General features: G+C 51.5%; 15 protein-coding genes. 11 read left to right on the top strand and 4 right to left on the bottom strand.

From position 1 onward, the window contains the following. Window positions 1-144: 144 nt before the first annotated feature. Complete coding sequence (locus DFP95_RS18085) at window positions 145-666, bottom strand: hypothetical protein (RefSeq protein WP_115994065.1); 522 nt, start codon at window positions 664-666, stop codon at window positions 145-147. A 436-nt stretch (window positions 667-1,102) separates the two neighbouring features. On the opposite strand from DFP95_RS18085, the gene DFP95_RS18080 reads away from it, so the two are divergent. From DFP95_RS18080 to DFP95_RS18065, 4 genes are all read left to right on the top strand, one after another. Further along, window positions 1,103-1,333, top strand: coding sequence for an aspartyl-phosphate phosphatase Spo0E family protein (locus DFP95_RS18080; protein WP_181907500.1), 231 nt, complete (start codon window positions 1,103-1,105; stop codon window positions 1,331-1,333). A gap of 192 nt (window positions 1,334-1,525) precedes the next feature. Next, a complete protein-coding gene (locus DFP95_RS18075) occupies window positions 1,526-2,197 on the top strand; it encodes a YheC/YheD family protein (RefSeq protein WP_115994063.1) in 672 nt (223 codons plus the stop codon). Between the two features lie 268 nt (window positions 2,198-2,465). Continuing rightward, on the top strand, window positions 2,466-2,609 hold the full coding sequence (gene sda, locus DFP95_RS18070) for a sporulation histidine kinase inhibitor Sda (protein WP_115994062.1): 144 nt from the start codon (window positions 2,466-2,468) through the stop codon (window positions 2,607-2,609). Between the two features lie 2 nt (window positions 2,610-2,611). Continuing rightward, a complete protein-coding gene (locus DFP95_RS18065; RefSeq protein ID WP_115994061.1) occupies window positions 2,612-2,815 on the top strand; it encodes a hypothetical protein in 204 nt (67 codons plus the stop codon). Between the two features lie 95 nt (window positions 2,816-2,910). Here DFP95_RS18065 and DFP95_RS18060 read toward each other — a convergent pair whose 3' ends face one another. Continuing rightward, window positions 2,911-3,906, bottom strand: a complete 996-nt coding sequence (locus DFP95_RS18060; RefSeq protein WP_281273426.1) for an NAD(P)/FAD-dependent oxidoreductase — start codon at window positions 3,904-3,906, stop codon at window positions 2,911-2,913. 258 nt (window positions 3,907-4,164) lie between these two features. Between DFP95_RS18060 and DFP95_RS18055 the strand changes: the two genes are divergently transcribed. The 3 genes from DFP95_RS18055 to aspA all read left to right on the top strand — a co-directional run bounded on the left by DFP95_RS18055 (window position 4,165) and on the right by aspA (window position 7,266). Next, a complete protein-coding gene (locus DFP95_RS18055; protein WP_115994059.1) occupies window positions 4,165-5,358 on the top strand; it encodes an NAD(P)/FAD-dependent oxidoreductase in 1,194 nt (397 codons plus the stop codon). Beyond that, window positions 5,358-5,636 (top strand): hypothetical protein, encoded by a 279-nt coding sequence (locus tag DFP95_RS18050; RefSeq protein ID WP_115994058.1) that lies wholly within the window; start codon window positions 5,358-5,360, stop codon window positions 5,634-5,636. Before DFP95_RS18055 ends, DFP95_RS18050 begins: the two co-directional genes overlap by 1 nt. A gap of 211 nt (window positions 5,637-5,847) precedes the next feature. After that, window positions 5,848-7,266, top strand: coding sequence for an aspartate ammonia-lyase (gene aspA, locus DFP95_RS18045; protein ID WP_115994057.1), 1,419 nt, complete (start codon window positions 5,848-5,850; stop codon window positions 7,264-7,266). Window positions 7,267-7,295: 29 nt separating this feature from the next. Here the strand turns inward: aspA and DFP95_RS18040 are convergent, their stop codons facing one another. Further along, window positions 7,296-8,234: a proline dehydrogenase family protein gene (locus DFP95_RS18040; RefSeq protein WP_115994056.1), complete on the bottom strand. Its 939-nt coding sequence runs from the start codon at window positions 8,232-8,234 to the stop codon at window positions 7,296-7,298. 62 nt (window positions 8,235-8,296) lie between these two features. Here DFP95_RS18040 and pruA point away from each other — a divergent pair, with 62 nt between their 5' ends. Next, window positions 8,297-9,844 carry an L-glutamate gamma-semialdehyde dehydrogenase gene (gene pruA, locus DFP95_RS18035; RefSeq protein ID WP_115994055.1) on the top strand — a complete coding sequence of 516 codons (1,548 nt, stop codon included), beginning with the start codon at window positions 8,297-8,299 and terminating at the stop codon, window positions 9,842-9,844. A gap of 151 nt (window positions 9,845-9,995) precedes the next feature. On the opposite strand, the gene hemQ is transcribed toward pruA, so the two are convergent. After that, entirely contained in the window at window positions 9,996-10,739 is a 744-nt protein-coding gene (hemQ, locus tag DFP95_RS18030; protein WP_115994054.1) for a hydrogen peroxide-dependent heme synthase, read from the bottom strand. 183 nt (window positions 10,740-10,922) lie between these two features. Between hemQ and DFP95_RS18025 the strand changes: the two genes are divergently transcribed. The 3 genes from DFP95_RS18025 to DFP95_RS18015 are packed head-to-tail and all read left to right on the top strand — an operon-like array spanning window position 10,923 to window position 12,652. Beyond that, the gene (locus DFP95_RS18025) at window positions 10,923-11,261 is read left to right on the top strand and encodes a YuiB family protein (protein WP_245987720.1); all 339 of its coding nucleotides are present in this window, start codon (window positions 10,923-10,925) and stop codon (window positions 11,259-11,261) included. A gap of 35 nt (window positions 11,262-11,296) precedes the next feature. Continuing rightward, window positions 11,297-11,710 carry a GtrA family protein gene (locus DFP95_RS18020; protein WP_115994052.1) on the top strand — a complete coding sequence of 138 codons (414 nt, stop codon included), beginning with the start codon at window positions 11,297-11,299 and terminating at the stop codon, window positions 11,708-11,710. A 27-nt stretch (window positions 11,711-11,737) separates the two neighbouring features. Further along, the gene (locus DFP95_RS18015; RefSeq protein ID WP_181907499.1) at window positions 11,738-12,652 is read left to right on the top strand and encodes an alpha/beta fold hydrolase; all 915 of its coding nucleotides are present in this window, start codon (window positions 11,738-11,740) and stop codon (window positions 12,650-12,652) included. Window positions 12,653-12,697 lie beyond the last annotated feature (45 nt).

Raw genomic sequence — 12,697 nt, 5'->3', positions numbered from 1 at the left:
CAACAATCCGAACGCCACGGCGACTTGCGGCTGCGGATCATCGTTCCGCACGGCGACCGAAGCGGGTAATCCGGCAGCGGAGCCTTGCTAAGACCGTTGGGCTAAGAGTTACGAAACCTCCGATATATAAAATCGGAGGTTTTTTTATTCCATCGCGGCTTCCCTGGCGGCGTTATGGGCTAGTCTATGGAGTTCGTTATTCGACTTATGTTTGCTTATGTATCTTACCCTCACGCTTACCCCTGGATAATTATCCCTCAATCGATTCAAAGCAATTATTATTTCGTTCCTGGACCTTGCGTAATGCGGGCGCGGAGATTCGCTCTTCCCCAAAATCCGCTCGATTCGACTGCAGTCGGTATAGACGACGGCGATTTTCGGTTTGTTGTCGATATCGGAAAGCCATTTATCGAGGATTTCCAAGCTATATAAAACTGCTAACAATTCCCCGTAATTCGAATCGGCATCAACATCCATACGCAACCGCTTGGCGGATATGCCTATGAATCGGTCGTGAACGTAACAGCAAGCAACACTATATCTGCTTCGATCAACGAAACCGGAATAATCGCAGTAGAGGGTAATCATGCCCGCATTGACGATTTTGTCCCTTAGCAGGGGATTGCCGTAGGCTTTGCTAATCCATCTTTCTTGGCTACCGTTCATTTGCCATCTACTCCATTCGCGACAATAAGAAGAAGGAGCCCATTACAGGCTCCTCTTGACGGTGGTTGATTGAACGAGTCTCAAAACATCACACTTCGCGACAATGGAACTTTTCGGGCACCGCTCTTATGCTTTTCCGGTTTAACGGAGAAACATAAAGCGAGTGTGTTCAGATATGCTCTGCAGCACAACCCCTCGCTTCCTAAGGCTAAGTGATTAGATAAGTCCCTCTTGCAGTCCTTGCACCGATTGGTCCAATGGAACCACACCTCTCTTGCACCGTCCATATTAGAATGGGTTAAGACGATCATGATTATTCGCATCGGCGAATGTTGCTAACATTTACCTAATAATTTACCATGAACTTTCCATATACTTTTTAGTTATGCTAATGAAGCAGAATGGATGGGATTCACCTCGGACGGGAGGGAAATCAATGGGAAGAGCGCTTAGAACGATCAAGCAAAGAATCGAGAACCTGCGCAACGAAATGGTCTTAATGTTCATTCAGAACGGGGCGCGCATGAACGATCCTCAGGTTCTACGGTTGTCTCAATTACTCGACGACCAACTTAACCGTTATGAACGATGCGTCAGATTCAGGACGCCTGGGCAAGCAATGAAGACTAGCGGGTTTGCGCGGTTGGATTACCGACGCGATGCCTGAAAGGAATCGGACAATCCATAAACGGCTATAACGACATCATGCCAGCGGAGCATGGGCTTGTCGATGGAGCCGTTTTTTGTCGTTCATGGAGAATAAGCGGAAAATAAGGCGAATTTCGGGCGTCATTTATCCAAGATCATGTCCTTCTACCGGAGTATGTATATATATACCCTCAGGGAAGGAGCCCGATGGATGGAAGTTACGATCAGTCGGCAATTGGCAAGCAAATGGGTGAAGACGAACGCATTGCTATCCAATCCTTATATCGCTCGGCATATTCCGTCTTCCAGACTATATAATTCGGAGAACTTGCGCAAAATGATTTCCAGATACGGCATGGTGGTCGTGAAACCGGTTTGCGGCGCAGGGGGTATCGGAGTCATCAAGGTTGAAAGAATAGGGAATGCCTACAGGCTTACGCATAAATCGACCAAGCGCAAGTATTCCAGTTTCGGAGCACTGGTGAGAGGTTTGAACGGAGCGCGGAGAAAAAGGGCTTATTTGATCCAACGAGGTATTCATTTGGCCACGATCGGCGGAAGGCCGATCGATTATCGCGTTAAATTCGTCAAAGAAAACGGGAATTGGACTTATCGATCGATGGTGGGGAGATTAGCGAGGCCCGGATTGTTCGTCACGAACCTTTGCCGGGGCGGGACGAAGATGTCGGCAGCCCAAGGAATTCGGCGTTCTTTGTCTTCCCGGGTCGTAGGCGCGAAAAAAAGGGAAATGCGACATTTGACGAATGCCTCAACCGCGCTATTGGAGAGCCGTTATCCCGGGATCGGACAACTGGGTTATGACTACGGAATCGACCGAAACGGACATATCTGGATGTTAGAGGTCAATACTCGACCGCAGTAACTCGCCCATTCCGACAACTTTTTCTATAGAATCCTCTAATTGAATATTTTGCGGTTATGAAAGTTCTTTATGAAAGCATCCATGAAAAAACTGTGTATAACTTCATCCACAATTCTCGCCTTGCCGACATTGGTCTACAAGCATTTTTCAACAAATTGCTCACAAGTTGCGCACACCCTGTTGTGGATAACCTTAAGGTTGTCCACGAACTTGAGGACATGCTATGATGCCTTCACGATCTTCCTAAAAGAAGGAAAGGGTGTGGGCGATGTTGCCTCTATTGACCGATGATCTATTGTTGGATGCTTACCGTAGCGCTCTTCGTTTGCAGTTGGAAAGGGAATTCGTACGTATGCTTAAATCCGAAATCAGGCGCAGAAAGCTATCCGTTCCGGAAGAACGGGGATTCTAAACATGCCACGCGGTAATGTCTGCGGTAAAAGGACGATGACAGTCGATGCAGCGAACGGCGTGTTGGCATATGACCTCGATTGCGATTTCGAGGGTTCCCTGGGCGGAGAGCTGTGCGGGTTCATAGGGGGCATAAGGACCGCTCCAATCGCTCCAACGACCTTCGTCTTCGGCCGCGGAACCGCAATCCGGACAAGAAATCTCTAGGGGGCTCAGCGCATTGCAGATCGGACAAATCAAAAGGGCATCCTCCTCAGGCACCGGTTCGATCCGGTATGCCCATGGTAGGATGCCCTTTTGCATTATAATTTCATGTTGCTGCTATGGCCCGGAGATAGTTTGGCTGCCGGATCGACGTAAACTTTAGCGTTATTAATCGCGGTAGGCGCTTCTCCGAATCCAACGGCGATAAGCTTAAGCTTGCCGGGATACGTCGTGATGTCCCCAGCCGCGAAAATTCCGGGAATGTTCGTTTCCATCCTGGAGTCTACGATAATCGAACCGCCTTCGATCTTTATTCCCCATTCTGTAATCGGACCCAGAGAACTGACGAAACCGAAGTTAACGATAACCGAATCGACTTCGTAATCGGTGGTTTCGCCCGACTTCACGTCGGTGAGCGTAACCTGCTTAATCAAACCGTCGCCGTGCAAAGCCGTGATTTCGGTCGGCGTGATCACTTCGACCTTGGATTTCATGAGCAACTCCACGCTGTGCTCGTGAGCGCGAAACTTATCGCGACGATGAACGAGCATGACCCGTTCAGCGATCGGCTCTAGCATGAGCGCCCAGTCGAGTGCCGAATCGCCGCCGCCGCTGATCATCACTTTTTGATTGCGATACCTTTCCAAGTCGTTAACGAAATAATCGAGATTGGTTTTCTCGTATTGAGATGCTTCCGGTAGTTCGAGTCTGCGGGGCTCGAATGCTCCGACGCCTGCCGTAATAATGACGGCGCGTGCATGATGAACTCGCTTATCGGTAACAATTTCAAAGAGGCGTTCTTCGAGCTTGCTCACCTTGACGACTTTTTCTTCTAAATATAAGTCGGACTGGAAGTGCTCCATCTGACTTTTTAAGTTATCGACGAGCTCCTGAGCGGTGATTTTAGGAAAACCGGCTACGTCGTAAATATATTTCTCGGGGTAGAGAGCGGCAAGCTGACCGCCGAGTTGCGGCATGCTTTCGATAAGGCTGACCGACATTTGCCGCATTCCGCCATAGAAGGCCGCGAACATCCCGGCAGGTCCTCCTCCGATGATGGCTACGTCTGCGACAAGTTCATTGCTCTGATTCAAAAGCGTGACACCTCCGTTAATCTTGCGGGAAGATAAGATGGACTAACTTGATCTAAACGTATTTAATTATAAACTTGCAAGGGCAAACATGAAAAGGACTTTGTAAGGATGTCCAAATTAATTCGTGAAAATGAACCTTGAAAAATGTTGGAAAAGCCGATATGATTTACTTGTAGATCTCCGTTAAAGCGACTTAACGAAGAACATTGTGTAATTTTTCACAAACTAAACACACATAGGGATTGGATGGGATCATCAATGAGCAGTATACCGAAGATTGTTATCCTTGGAGCAGGCTACGGCGGTGTTCTAACCTCGCTTCGGCTGCAAAAGGAATTAAATTATAATGAAGCGGACGTAACGTTAGTCAACAAGCACGACTACCATTACATTACGACTCACCTGCATATGCCTGCGGCGGGTACGGATAATCCGGAGAATGCTCGAGTCAACATCTCCAAGCTGATCGATGAATTCAAAATCGATTTCGTGAAATCGACGGTTGTCCAAATCCGCCCGCAAGACCGTAAAGTCATCTTGGAGGACGGCACGCTATCCTACGACTACCTTATTATCGGACTTGGCGGAGAGTCCGAAACTTTCGGAATCCCCGGATTGGGCGAGCATGCGATGAACATTCGGAGCATTAACTCCGTTCGGTTGATCCGCGAACATATCGAATACCAATTCGCGCGCTTCAAGCGCGAGCCGCATCGTACGGACTACCTGACGTTCGTAGTCGGCGGCGCAGGCTTCACCGGCATCGAATTCATCGGCGAGCTTGCCGACCGCATCCCGGAATTGTGCAAACAATTCGACGTGGATCAGTCATTGGTGAAAATCGTTAACATCGAAGCGGCTCCGACGGCGTTGCCAGGATTCGATCCCGAACTCGTTGAATACGCGATGCAAGTGCTGCAAAAGAAAGGCGTTACTTTCCGCATCGGCACAGCGATCAAAGAATGTACTCCTGACGGCGTTATCGTCGGCGAAGGCGAAGAGATCAAATCGCAAACCGTTATCTGGACAGGCGGCGTGCGCGGTAACCGTTTGATCGAGGAAGCGGGCTTCGAAACGATGAGAGGCCGCGTGAAAGTCGACGAATTCTTGCGCGCTCCCGGTCACGAGAACGTGTATATCTTGGGAGACAACTCCCTTGTGTTCAATCCGGAAGGACGTCCATATCCCCCGACGGCGCAAATGGCCATGCAACAAGGCGTTAACTGCGCGCACAACTTGGTAGCGTCGATCCGCAACCAACCGCTGAAAACTTATACCTTCGTTAATAAGGGTACGGTGGCATCGCTGGGCAAAGGCGAAGCGATCGGGATCGCTTTCGGCAAGAAATACAAAGGCCGCGTAGCCGCATGGTTGAAAAAAGCAATCGATATCCGTTATTTGTTCATCATCGGCGGTATTCCACTCGTGCTTCGTAAAGGCAAGTTCCTGTAATGAGACACTGCAGCGTGCAAGTGCGGGGCCTGTTGACAAGAGATGAACTGGACCGGTACAACGCGCTGATGGAAGTGGGCTCCTATTTGGAATCGCAATCCAGGTACGATCTAGTGGCGACGGTTCAAGCGGAAGTGGACTTGCTCATTCAACCGGGAATCGAGAGGTTGAAGGAGAAGGGACGAGCGAGGGATCGGATGACGCAGGAATACCTGGAAGAGAAGCGTCGCGCGGAATGGGAAGCACAAATGAAAGCCGTGGACGAAGACGAAGATTAAACGAATTGGATATATGGTCGGATGGGCGTCAGCCCATCCGGCCTTTTTTGTCATTGGCGCCGACCGACCACGGGAATCTGATTGAGGCTCCATCTTATGGGGAATAGATAACAAGATTCAATGATGTATAGCTTCGATCGGCGAAGGAGAAAGGATATTCCGCGTCGAAAAGATTGGCATACATACATAGAGTAAAGAAGGAGAGATCCATATGACCGAACGTATCGAGAAGGATTCGCTTGGCAGCCACACGGTGCCGGGGACGGTTTATTACGGCATTCAGACGTTGCGCGCGCTCGAGAACTTTCCGATAACCGGTACGCCTATTCATGCGGAGTTGGTCGTCGCTCTCGCTCACGTGAAGAAGGCGGCAGCCTTGGCTAACGCGGAGATGAAAAGGTTGCCGGAACCGATCGCCAATGCGATCGTTCAAGCAGCGGAAGAAGTCGCGCAGGGGATGTGGGCCGACCAGTTCGTTGTCGATTCCATACAAGGCGGAGCCGGAACTTCCATTAACATGAACATGAACGAAGTACTCGCCAACCGGGCGCTCGAGATAATGGGACATGTCAAAGGCGATTATTTTTATTGCAATCCGAACAATCACGTCAATATGTCCCAGTCGACGAACGATGCGATCCCGACGGCACTACGCATAGCCTCGTATACGCTGGCGGAGAAGCTGACCGCGACGATGCGCGAGCTGCTTGACGGGTTCGAGCGGAAATCGCGCGAGCTCGACGATGTCATCAAGATGGGACGAACCCACCTGCAGGATGCGGTTCCGATTAGAATGGGGCAGGAATTCGGCGCGTATGCCAAAGTATTGGCGCGGGACATCGGGCGAATTAGCCGCGCGGCGGAGGGACTGCTATCCGTTAATATGGGAGCGACGGCCGTAGGAACGGGACTTAACGCTTCCGAGGATTACATCGAGAAAGTGGTAGCCTTAATGGCCGAAGAGCTGAAGATCCCAATTCGTTCGGCTTCGGACTTGGTAGACGCGACGCAAAATACGGATGCCTACACAGAGTTGTCAGGTTCGCTTAAAGTTTGCGCGATGAATATGTCCAAAATCTGCAACGACATCAGGCTAATGGCTTCGGGACCGATGGTCGGACTGGGCGAAATTTCGTTGCCGTCGCGCCAACCCGGTTCCTCTATCATGCCGGGTAAAGTGAATCCCGTCATGGCGGAGGTCGTTAACCAAGTCGCGTTCCAAGTCATGGGCAACGACCACACGATCTGCATGGCTTCGGAAGCCGGTCAATTCGAGCTTAACGTCATGGGGCCTGTTATCATTTTCAATCTGTTGCAGTCGTTGAAAATCATGCGCAACGCTTTGGACGTATTCAATCGTTACCTGCTTGAAGGCTTGGAAGCGAATCGGGAACGCTGCCGCTCATACGTGGATCGCAGCTTCGGAGTCGTGACCGCCCTCAATCCGCATCTGGGCTACGATGTTGCCGCCCAATTGGTTAAGGAAGCGATGGCGACCGGGTTGACGATCAAAGAGATCATACTCGAACGAAATCTTCTGACGAAAGAGGAAATGGACGAGATTCTCGACCCGGTACAGATGACCACGCCGGGAATCGCGGGCGAGCGGCTTCTTCAGGATCCGAAGTAGCGATTAAATCGCGTTCCTTGGTTCAGTTTTCAATGCTTGATCATGTTTTTAAGTATGAATAGAACGTTAGCCGGACGTTCGGCGAGCCTGCGAACGAAATAAGGATACCACATTCGACCGTACGGAACGTAGCAACGTACCCGGTAGCCTTCCTTGGCTAACGTTTCTTGCAGTTGGGTTCGGATTCCGTAGAGCATCTGAAACTCGAACGAGGAGTAGGGGGTCGTCTGCTCCTTGACGAAGGACTTCACCCAATCGATAATCGCTTCGTCATGAGTGGCGACGCCCGTATAGATTCCGCTTCGCAGTCGCGCCGCTATAATTTCGCGAAAGTTGGCGTTAACGTCTTCCATGCGCGCGAAGGCAAGGGTCTTCGGTTCCTTATAAGCTCCTTTTACCAGCCTCAGATTGACTTTCTCCAAGCTAAGCCTGCGGATATCCTTTTCCGTCCGAAATAAATAAGCCTGAATAACGGTGCCCACGTTCAGGTAACCTTCGGCGTGCAACCGCCTTACGATGTTTATCGTATCGTCGGTGTAAGCCGAATCCTCCATATCGATCCGCACGAAATTTCGCATGCTCCGGGCTTCCTTTACGATTTGCTTGATGTTATCGTAAGCCCGCCCCGGGTCGATCGCGAGTCCCATTTGCGTAGGTTTCAGGGAAACGTTGCAGTCGGCCTTGGATTCGCGAATACCGATAAGCAGCCTCGAGTATTCCTCTCTGAACGAGTCAGCCTCCGAAATACGCGTAACTCCTTCACCCAAATGATCCAGTGTCGCGGCGATGCCTTTATCGTTTAGCCGTTGAATTTTTTCCAACGCTTCCGTTAGCGTTTCTCCGGCTACGAACTTGTGCGCCCCGAGTCTCAAGCCGTACTTTAAGGCAAATGCTTCCGCGGCGCGATTGCCTGCCAACGAGAGCAAAGCCGAACGAAATAGCTTATCGGCGAACTCCAATGGAATCATCCTCTCTATCTCCGCATTTATTGTACGAAGCGCATAGCGAAATACAAGGAGGCGGACTAAGCATGCAGCAAGCTTATCGCAACGAACCGTTTACGGATTTCGGACGGGAGCATAACCGGCTCGCGTTCCAGCAGGCTTTAGATTTGGTAAAGTCGCAGTTCGGCAAAAGCTACGGCATTCTTATCGGCGGGGAAACCATTCATACGGCTAAAACGATAAGCTCGATAAATCCCGCGAAGAAGGACGAAGTGCTGGGTTTCGTATCGCAAGCCGATATCGGACTCGCCGAGAAGGCGATGGCAACGGCGGCAGAAGCTTTCGAAAGTTGGAAGACGGTACCCGCAAGCGAACGGGCAAGGTACATTTACAAGACGGCGGCGATTCTACGCAGACGAAAGCACGAGTTCTCGGCTTGGATGGTTTACGAGGCGGGCAAAAGCTGGCAAGAAGCCGATATCGACACGGCGGAAGGGATCGACTTCCTTGAGTTCTACGGTAGGGAGATGGAGCGTCTCGCCGAACGTCAGCCACTTGAGCGCATCCAGGGCGAGGACAACGAGCTCGCTTACATTCCCCTAGGGGTCGGCGTCATCATTCCGCCATGGAATTTCCCGCTTGCGATCATGGCGGGGATGACGACGTCCGCCATCGTTACCGGCAATACGGTCGTACTGAAGCCCGCAAGCCCGACCCCCGTCATTGCGGCTAAGTTCATCGAAATTCTGGCGGAAGCGGGAGTACCGGACGGCGTCGTTCAGTATTTGCCGGGAGCGGGCGGCGAGGTAGGCGATTACTTGGTCGATCATCCGCTTACCCGGTTCGTGAGCTTTACGGGTTCCCGCGATGTGGGATTGCGCATTAACGAGCGCGCGGCCAAAACCCAACCGGGCCAGAAGTGGATCAAACGCGTCGTCGCCGAAATGGGCGGCAAGGATACGATCGTCGTCGACGCAGATTGCGACTTGGACTTAGCCGCCGAATCGATCGTCTTATCCGCATTCGGTTTCTCGGGGCAGAAATGCTCGGCATGCTCGCGCGCGGTTATCGTGGAAGAAGCGTACGAAACCGTTGCCGAGAAAGTGAGGGCGCGCGCGGCGTCGTTAACGATGGGAGATCCGACGGATTATTCCAACTACATGGGGCCGGTTATCGACGAGAAAGCTTACCGGAAAATTACTGAATATATCGCGATCGGCAATGAAGAAGGAAAATTGCTTCAAGGAGGGGGGGCGGGAAGCCAGGCAGGCTACTTCATCGAACCGACGGTATTCGGCGACGTCACGCCGACGGCGAGAATCGCCCAAGAAGAAATATTCGGGCCCGTCGTCGCGTTGATTCGCGCAAGGGATTTCGACGAAGCGCTCGATATCGCCAACAATACGGAATACGGACTAACGGGAGCGGTAATCTCGCGCAACCGCGAACGGCTCGCGAAAGCAAGGGAAACGTTCCACGTTGGCAACCTTTACTTCAACCGCAAGTGCACGGGAGCGTTGGTCGGCGTCCATCCTTTTGGAGGATTTAATATGTCCGGTACGGATTCGAAAGCCGGCGGACGGGACTATTTGCTCTTGTTCCTGCAAGCCAAGCTCGTGTCGGAGAAATATTAGTTCGTATTGTATCTTACTCCCAACGATTAACGAAATGAACTCCGCAGCCGTCATTTTCAATGGGAAAATGTCGTAAATAGACCCGACAGCCAGGACGTTAATCGTAGTGTCCTGGCTGTCGGGTCTATTTCTTTGTTATGGATATTCCGCTTTACTTGAACAATTCCGACAGCGATTGCTCGGTCAGCAGGTTGCCGACGTAGAAGGCGCCGAACTCGCCGTAGCGGGCGCTTACTTCGTCGAACCGCATTTCGTATACGAGTTTCTTGAATTGCAAAGCGTCGTCCGCGAAGAGGGTAACGCCCCATTCCCAATCGTCGAAACCGACCGAGCCGGAAATGATTTGTTTCACTTTGCCCGCGTATCCCCGGCCGATCATGCCGTGGCTTCTCATAAGGGTTTTGCGTTCTTCCATCGGAAGCATGTACCAGTTATCTTGCAGGTCGCGCTTCTTGTTCATCGGGTAGAAGCAAATATGGTTGCTTCTAGGCAATGTCGGCTTCAAGCGGGCGACGATCTCCGGCACCTGCAACGGATCTACTCCCGGAGGGCTCATGTAATTGCTGAGCTCGACGACGCTGACGTAAGAATACTCTTTGCGCGTGAAGCGGGCAAAGCCGGAACGATTGAACGCGTTCTCGATCGCGTTCAATTCCTCAAGGGTTTCGCGAAGGTGCATGAAGATAAGGTCGGCTTTCTGTCCTACGACGGAGTACAAGGCCAGGCTTCCTTCCTTGCGTTCCTCTACTGCCCGCCAATCCGATACTAACGAGGTTAACTCGCTTAAGGCTTGATCTTTCTCCGAGGGCAGAGCGGCATTCCATGCCTGCCAATCGATGCTGCGCAAGTCGTGCAGGACATACCATCCGTCCAATGTTTGTGCGGCTTCGCTCATGCGTAATCACTCCTTGTCCAATATGCTTTTCCCATTGTAGCCCAATGGAGAGTGGCGGGCAAACGATTCGCTTGGTCCGTTCTCAAGAAATCGTCGCCCGGCCGCTAATTTGTTCACATCCCATTCACACCCTGCTCGTTGACTGAGAGGAAGCCAACTTGTAAACTGGTAGAGTACGCTATTTTGCATAAGCGGGAAGTGGTTAAGGACATGGTCGGCGGAGTACTCGGAGGAATACTGTTCGGAGTCTTGGGCTCATTACTTTGCCTGGTGCTTTTCTTCGGCATCGGTTTCATATTGAACATGCTTATTAAAACAACGTGGTTTCCCCTGTGGCTATTCGTTATTATCGTAGTGCCGCTCGGGATTTGGCAATTGTGGCAAGGCGATCTTACCGTAACGGAAAACATTCAGTCCCTGCTCGTCTCGGACATGATACTGATTGCCGCGGGCGCCGTAGGAGCTTATATGAGCGGATGGGCGATTCGCGCGTTACGGCGCGGCGGGTACAAGATGTTCTAGCGTGAAAAGTGAATGCAAGCGTCAGGGGGAGAATTATGCTCCGATTGTCGGAACGAATCAAAATGGCGAAGTACGCACTCGTAGGCGGTTTGAATACGGGGGTAGACTTCGTCGTTTTTTGTATATTGATTTACGGCATGGGTATGGGTTCGTTCGGAGCTCAGACGATATCGTACATCGCGGGAGTCGCGAATAGCTATTTGTTGAACCGTTACTGGACTTTCCAAGTCAAAGGTAAACGCGGGATGGCCGAAATCGTCCGGTTCCTGTTGATCAACGTTTTGTCTTTCGCGGCCGCCACGGCGCTCTTGCTTGGGCTGGAGCACTGGGGAACGGAATCGGCGATCGCCAAGATCGCATCGGTCGTCTGTTCTCTGGCGGTCAATTACGTCGGATATCGGTTATGGGTTTTTCGAGGGATGGAATTACAAGGAAAAAGGGCAAACTAACGAAAAAGACATCGCGAGGTGCTGACCGTGCCCTTGATTCACGCTAACGGAGTAGAGCTCCATTATCATTTGCAAGGTAAAGGCACGCCTATCGTATTTCTCCATCCGCCATGCATCGGCAGCCGGGTATTCACGTATTTACGGAACGACCTTGCGGAAGATCATAAGACGTTATTGTTCGATTTCCGGGGTCACGGCCGCAGCGGCGGTTCCCGATCGCCTATCACGATTCCGTTATTGGCAGAGGATTTACGCCAGCTGCTGGATAGGCTTAACATTTCGCAAGCTTATTTATGCGGATATTCATTGGGGACGATGGTGGCATTAGATGCTCTGTTAACTTACCCGGATAGGTTTCTTGGGGGGATCTTGCTCGGCGGGGTATCGGAGGTAACCGGATGGAAAACTCGCGCCAAGCTGAAAGCGGGACTATGGGCGGGCAAAATGAAGGCGCGCGACTTGATCTCGATTCCGCTGGCTTGGGCTCATGCGGACAATCGGGAAACCTTCTATCGAATCCGGGGAGAGACGATGGCGGGAGATATCGTCAAGTGGCGCGAATATATGGCAAGCGGGTTAAAACAGTCGTTCAACGCACGATTGGGGGAAATCCGTCAGCCTATGATGCTCCTTTGCGGGCAGAAGGATAAAGAATTCAAGGGATATATGAAGACGCTGCAGAAGGGGTTAACGAATTATAGCGCCGCTTATATCCCGGGATTGAAGCATACGATACCGATATACGGCGCCGAACCGATCGGGGAGCTCGTCCGGGGTTGGGTAAGCGCTCAGGAGCTCGATCGGGAGAACGAGCTCGAGCGAAGTGGGCTAGCGAAAGCAAGGCGCTCGTATGCCATAGAAGAAGAAGAACGGCTAGGGGAGCGCAAACCGTTTACGTTCGACGAGGCAGAACCCGAGGCTCAAGAACCTTTTTATCATTAATAGAGGTCCTAGATATGGACTCCAGCTAGCGCATATCGAAGGTGA

The organism is Cohnella lupini (genome assembly GCF_003386205.1).
GTDB classification, from domain to species: domain Bacteria; phylum Bacillota; class Bacilli; order Paenibacillales; family Paenibacillaceae; genus Cohnella; species Cohnella lupini.
Note: the sequence above shows the minus strand (reverse complement) of the source record. Positions and strands in the feature narration are given on the sequence as shown.

What these genes read in the sequence shown, in the direction of transcription:
- DFP95_RS18085 (WP_115994065.1), bottom strand. Translation starts at nt 666, where the DNA reads ATGAACGGTAGCCAAGAAAGATGGATTAGCAAAGCCTACGGCAATCCC.
- DFP95_RS18080 (WP_181907500.1), top strand. Translation starts at nt 1,103, where the DNA reads ATGGGAAGAGCGCTTAGAACGATCAAGCAAAGAATCGAGAACCTGCGC.
- DFP95_RS18075 (WP_115994063.1), top strand. Translation starts at nt 1,526, where the DNA reads ATGGAAGTTACGATCAGTCGGCAATTGGCAAGCAAATGGGTGAAGACG.
- sda (WP_115994062.1), top strand. Translation starts at nt 2,466, where the DNA reads ATGTTGCCTCTATTGACCGATGATCTATTGTTGGATGCTTACCGTAGC.
- DFP95_RS18065 (WP_115994061.1), top strand. Translation starts at nt 2,612, where the DNA reads ATGCCACGCGGTAATGTCTGCGGTAAAAGGACGATGACAGTCGATGCA.
- DFP95_RS18055 (WP_115994059.1), top strand. Translation starts at nt 4,165, where the DNA reads ATGAGCAGTATACCGAAGATTGTTATCCTTGGAGCAGGCTACGGCGGT.
- DFP95_RS18050 (WP_115994058.1), top strand. Translation starts at nt 5,358, where the DNA reads ATGAGACACTGCAGCGTGCAAGTGCGGGGCCTGTTGACAAGAGATGAA.
- aspA (WP_115994057.1), top strand. Translation starts at nt 5,848, where the DNA reads ATGACCGAACGTATCGAGAAGGATTCGCTTGGCAGCCACACGGTGCCG.
- DFP95_RS18040 (WP_115994056.1), bottom strand. Translation starts at nt 8,234, where the DNA reads ATGATTCCATTGGAGTTCGCCGATAAGCTATTTCGTTCGGCTTTGCTC.
- pruA (WP_115994055.1), top strand. Translation starts at nt 8,297, where the DNA reads ATGCAGCAAGCTTATCGCAACGAACCGTTTACGGATTTCGGACGGGAG.
- hemQ (WP_115994054.1), bottom strand. Translation starts at nt 10,739, where the DNA reads ATGAGCGAAGCCGCACAAACATTGGACGGATGGTATGTCCTGCACGAC.
- DFP95_RS18020 (WP_115994052.1), top strand. Translation starts at nt 11,297, where the DNA reads ATGCTCCGATTGTCGGAACGAATCAAAATGGCGAAGTACGCACTCGTA.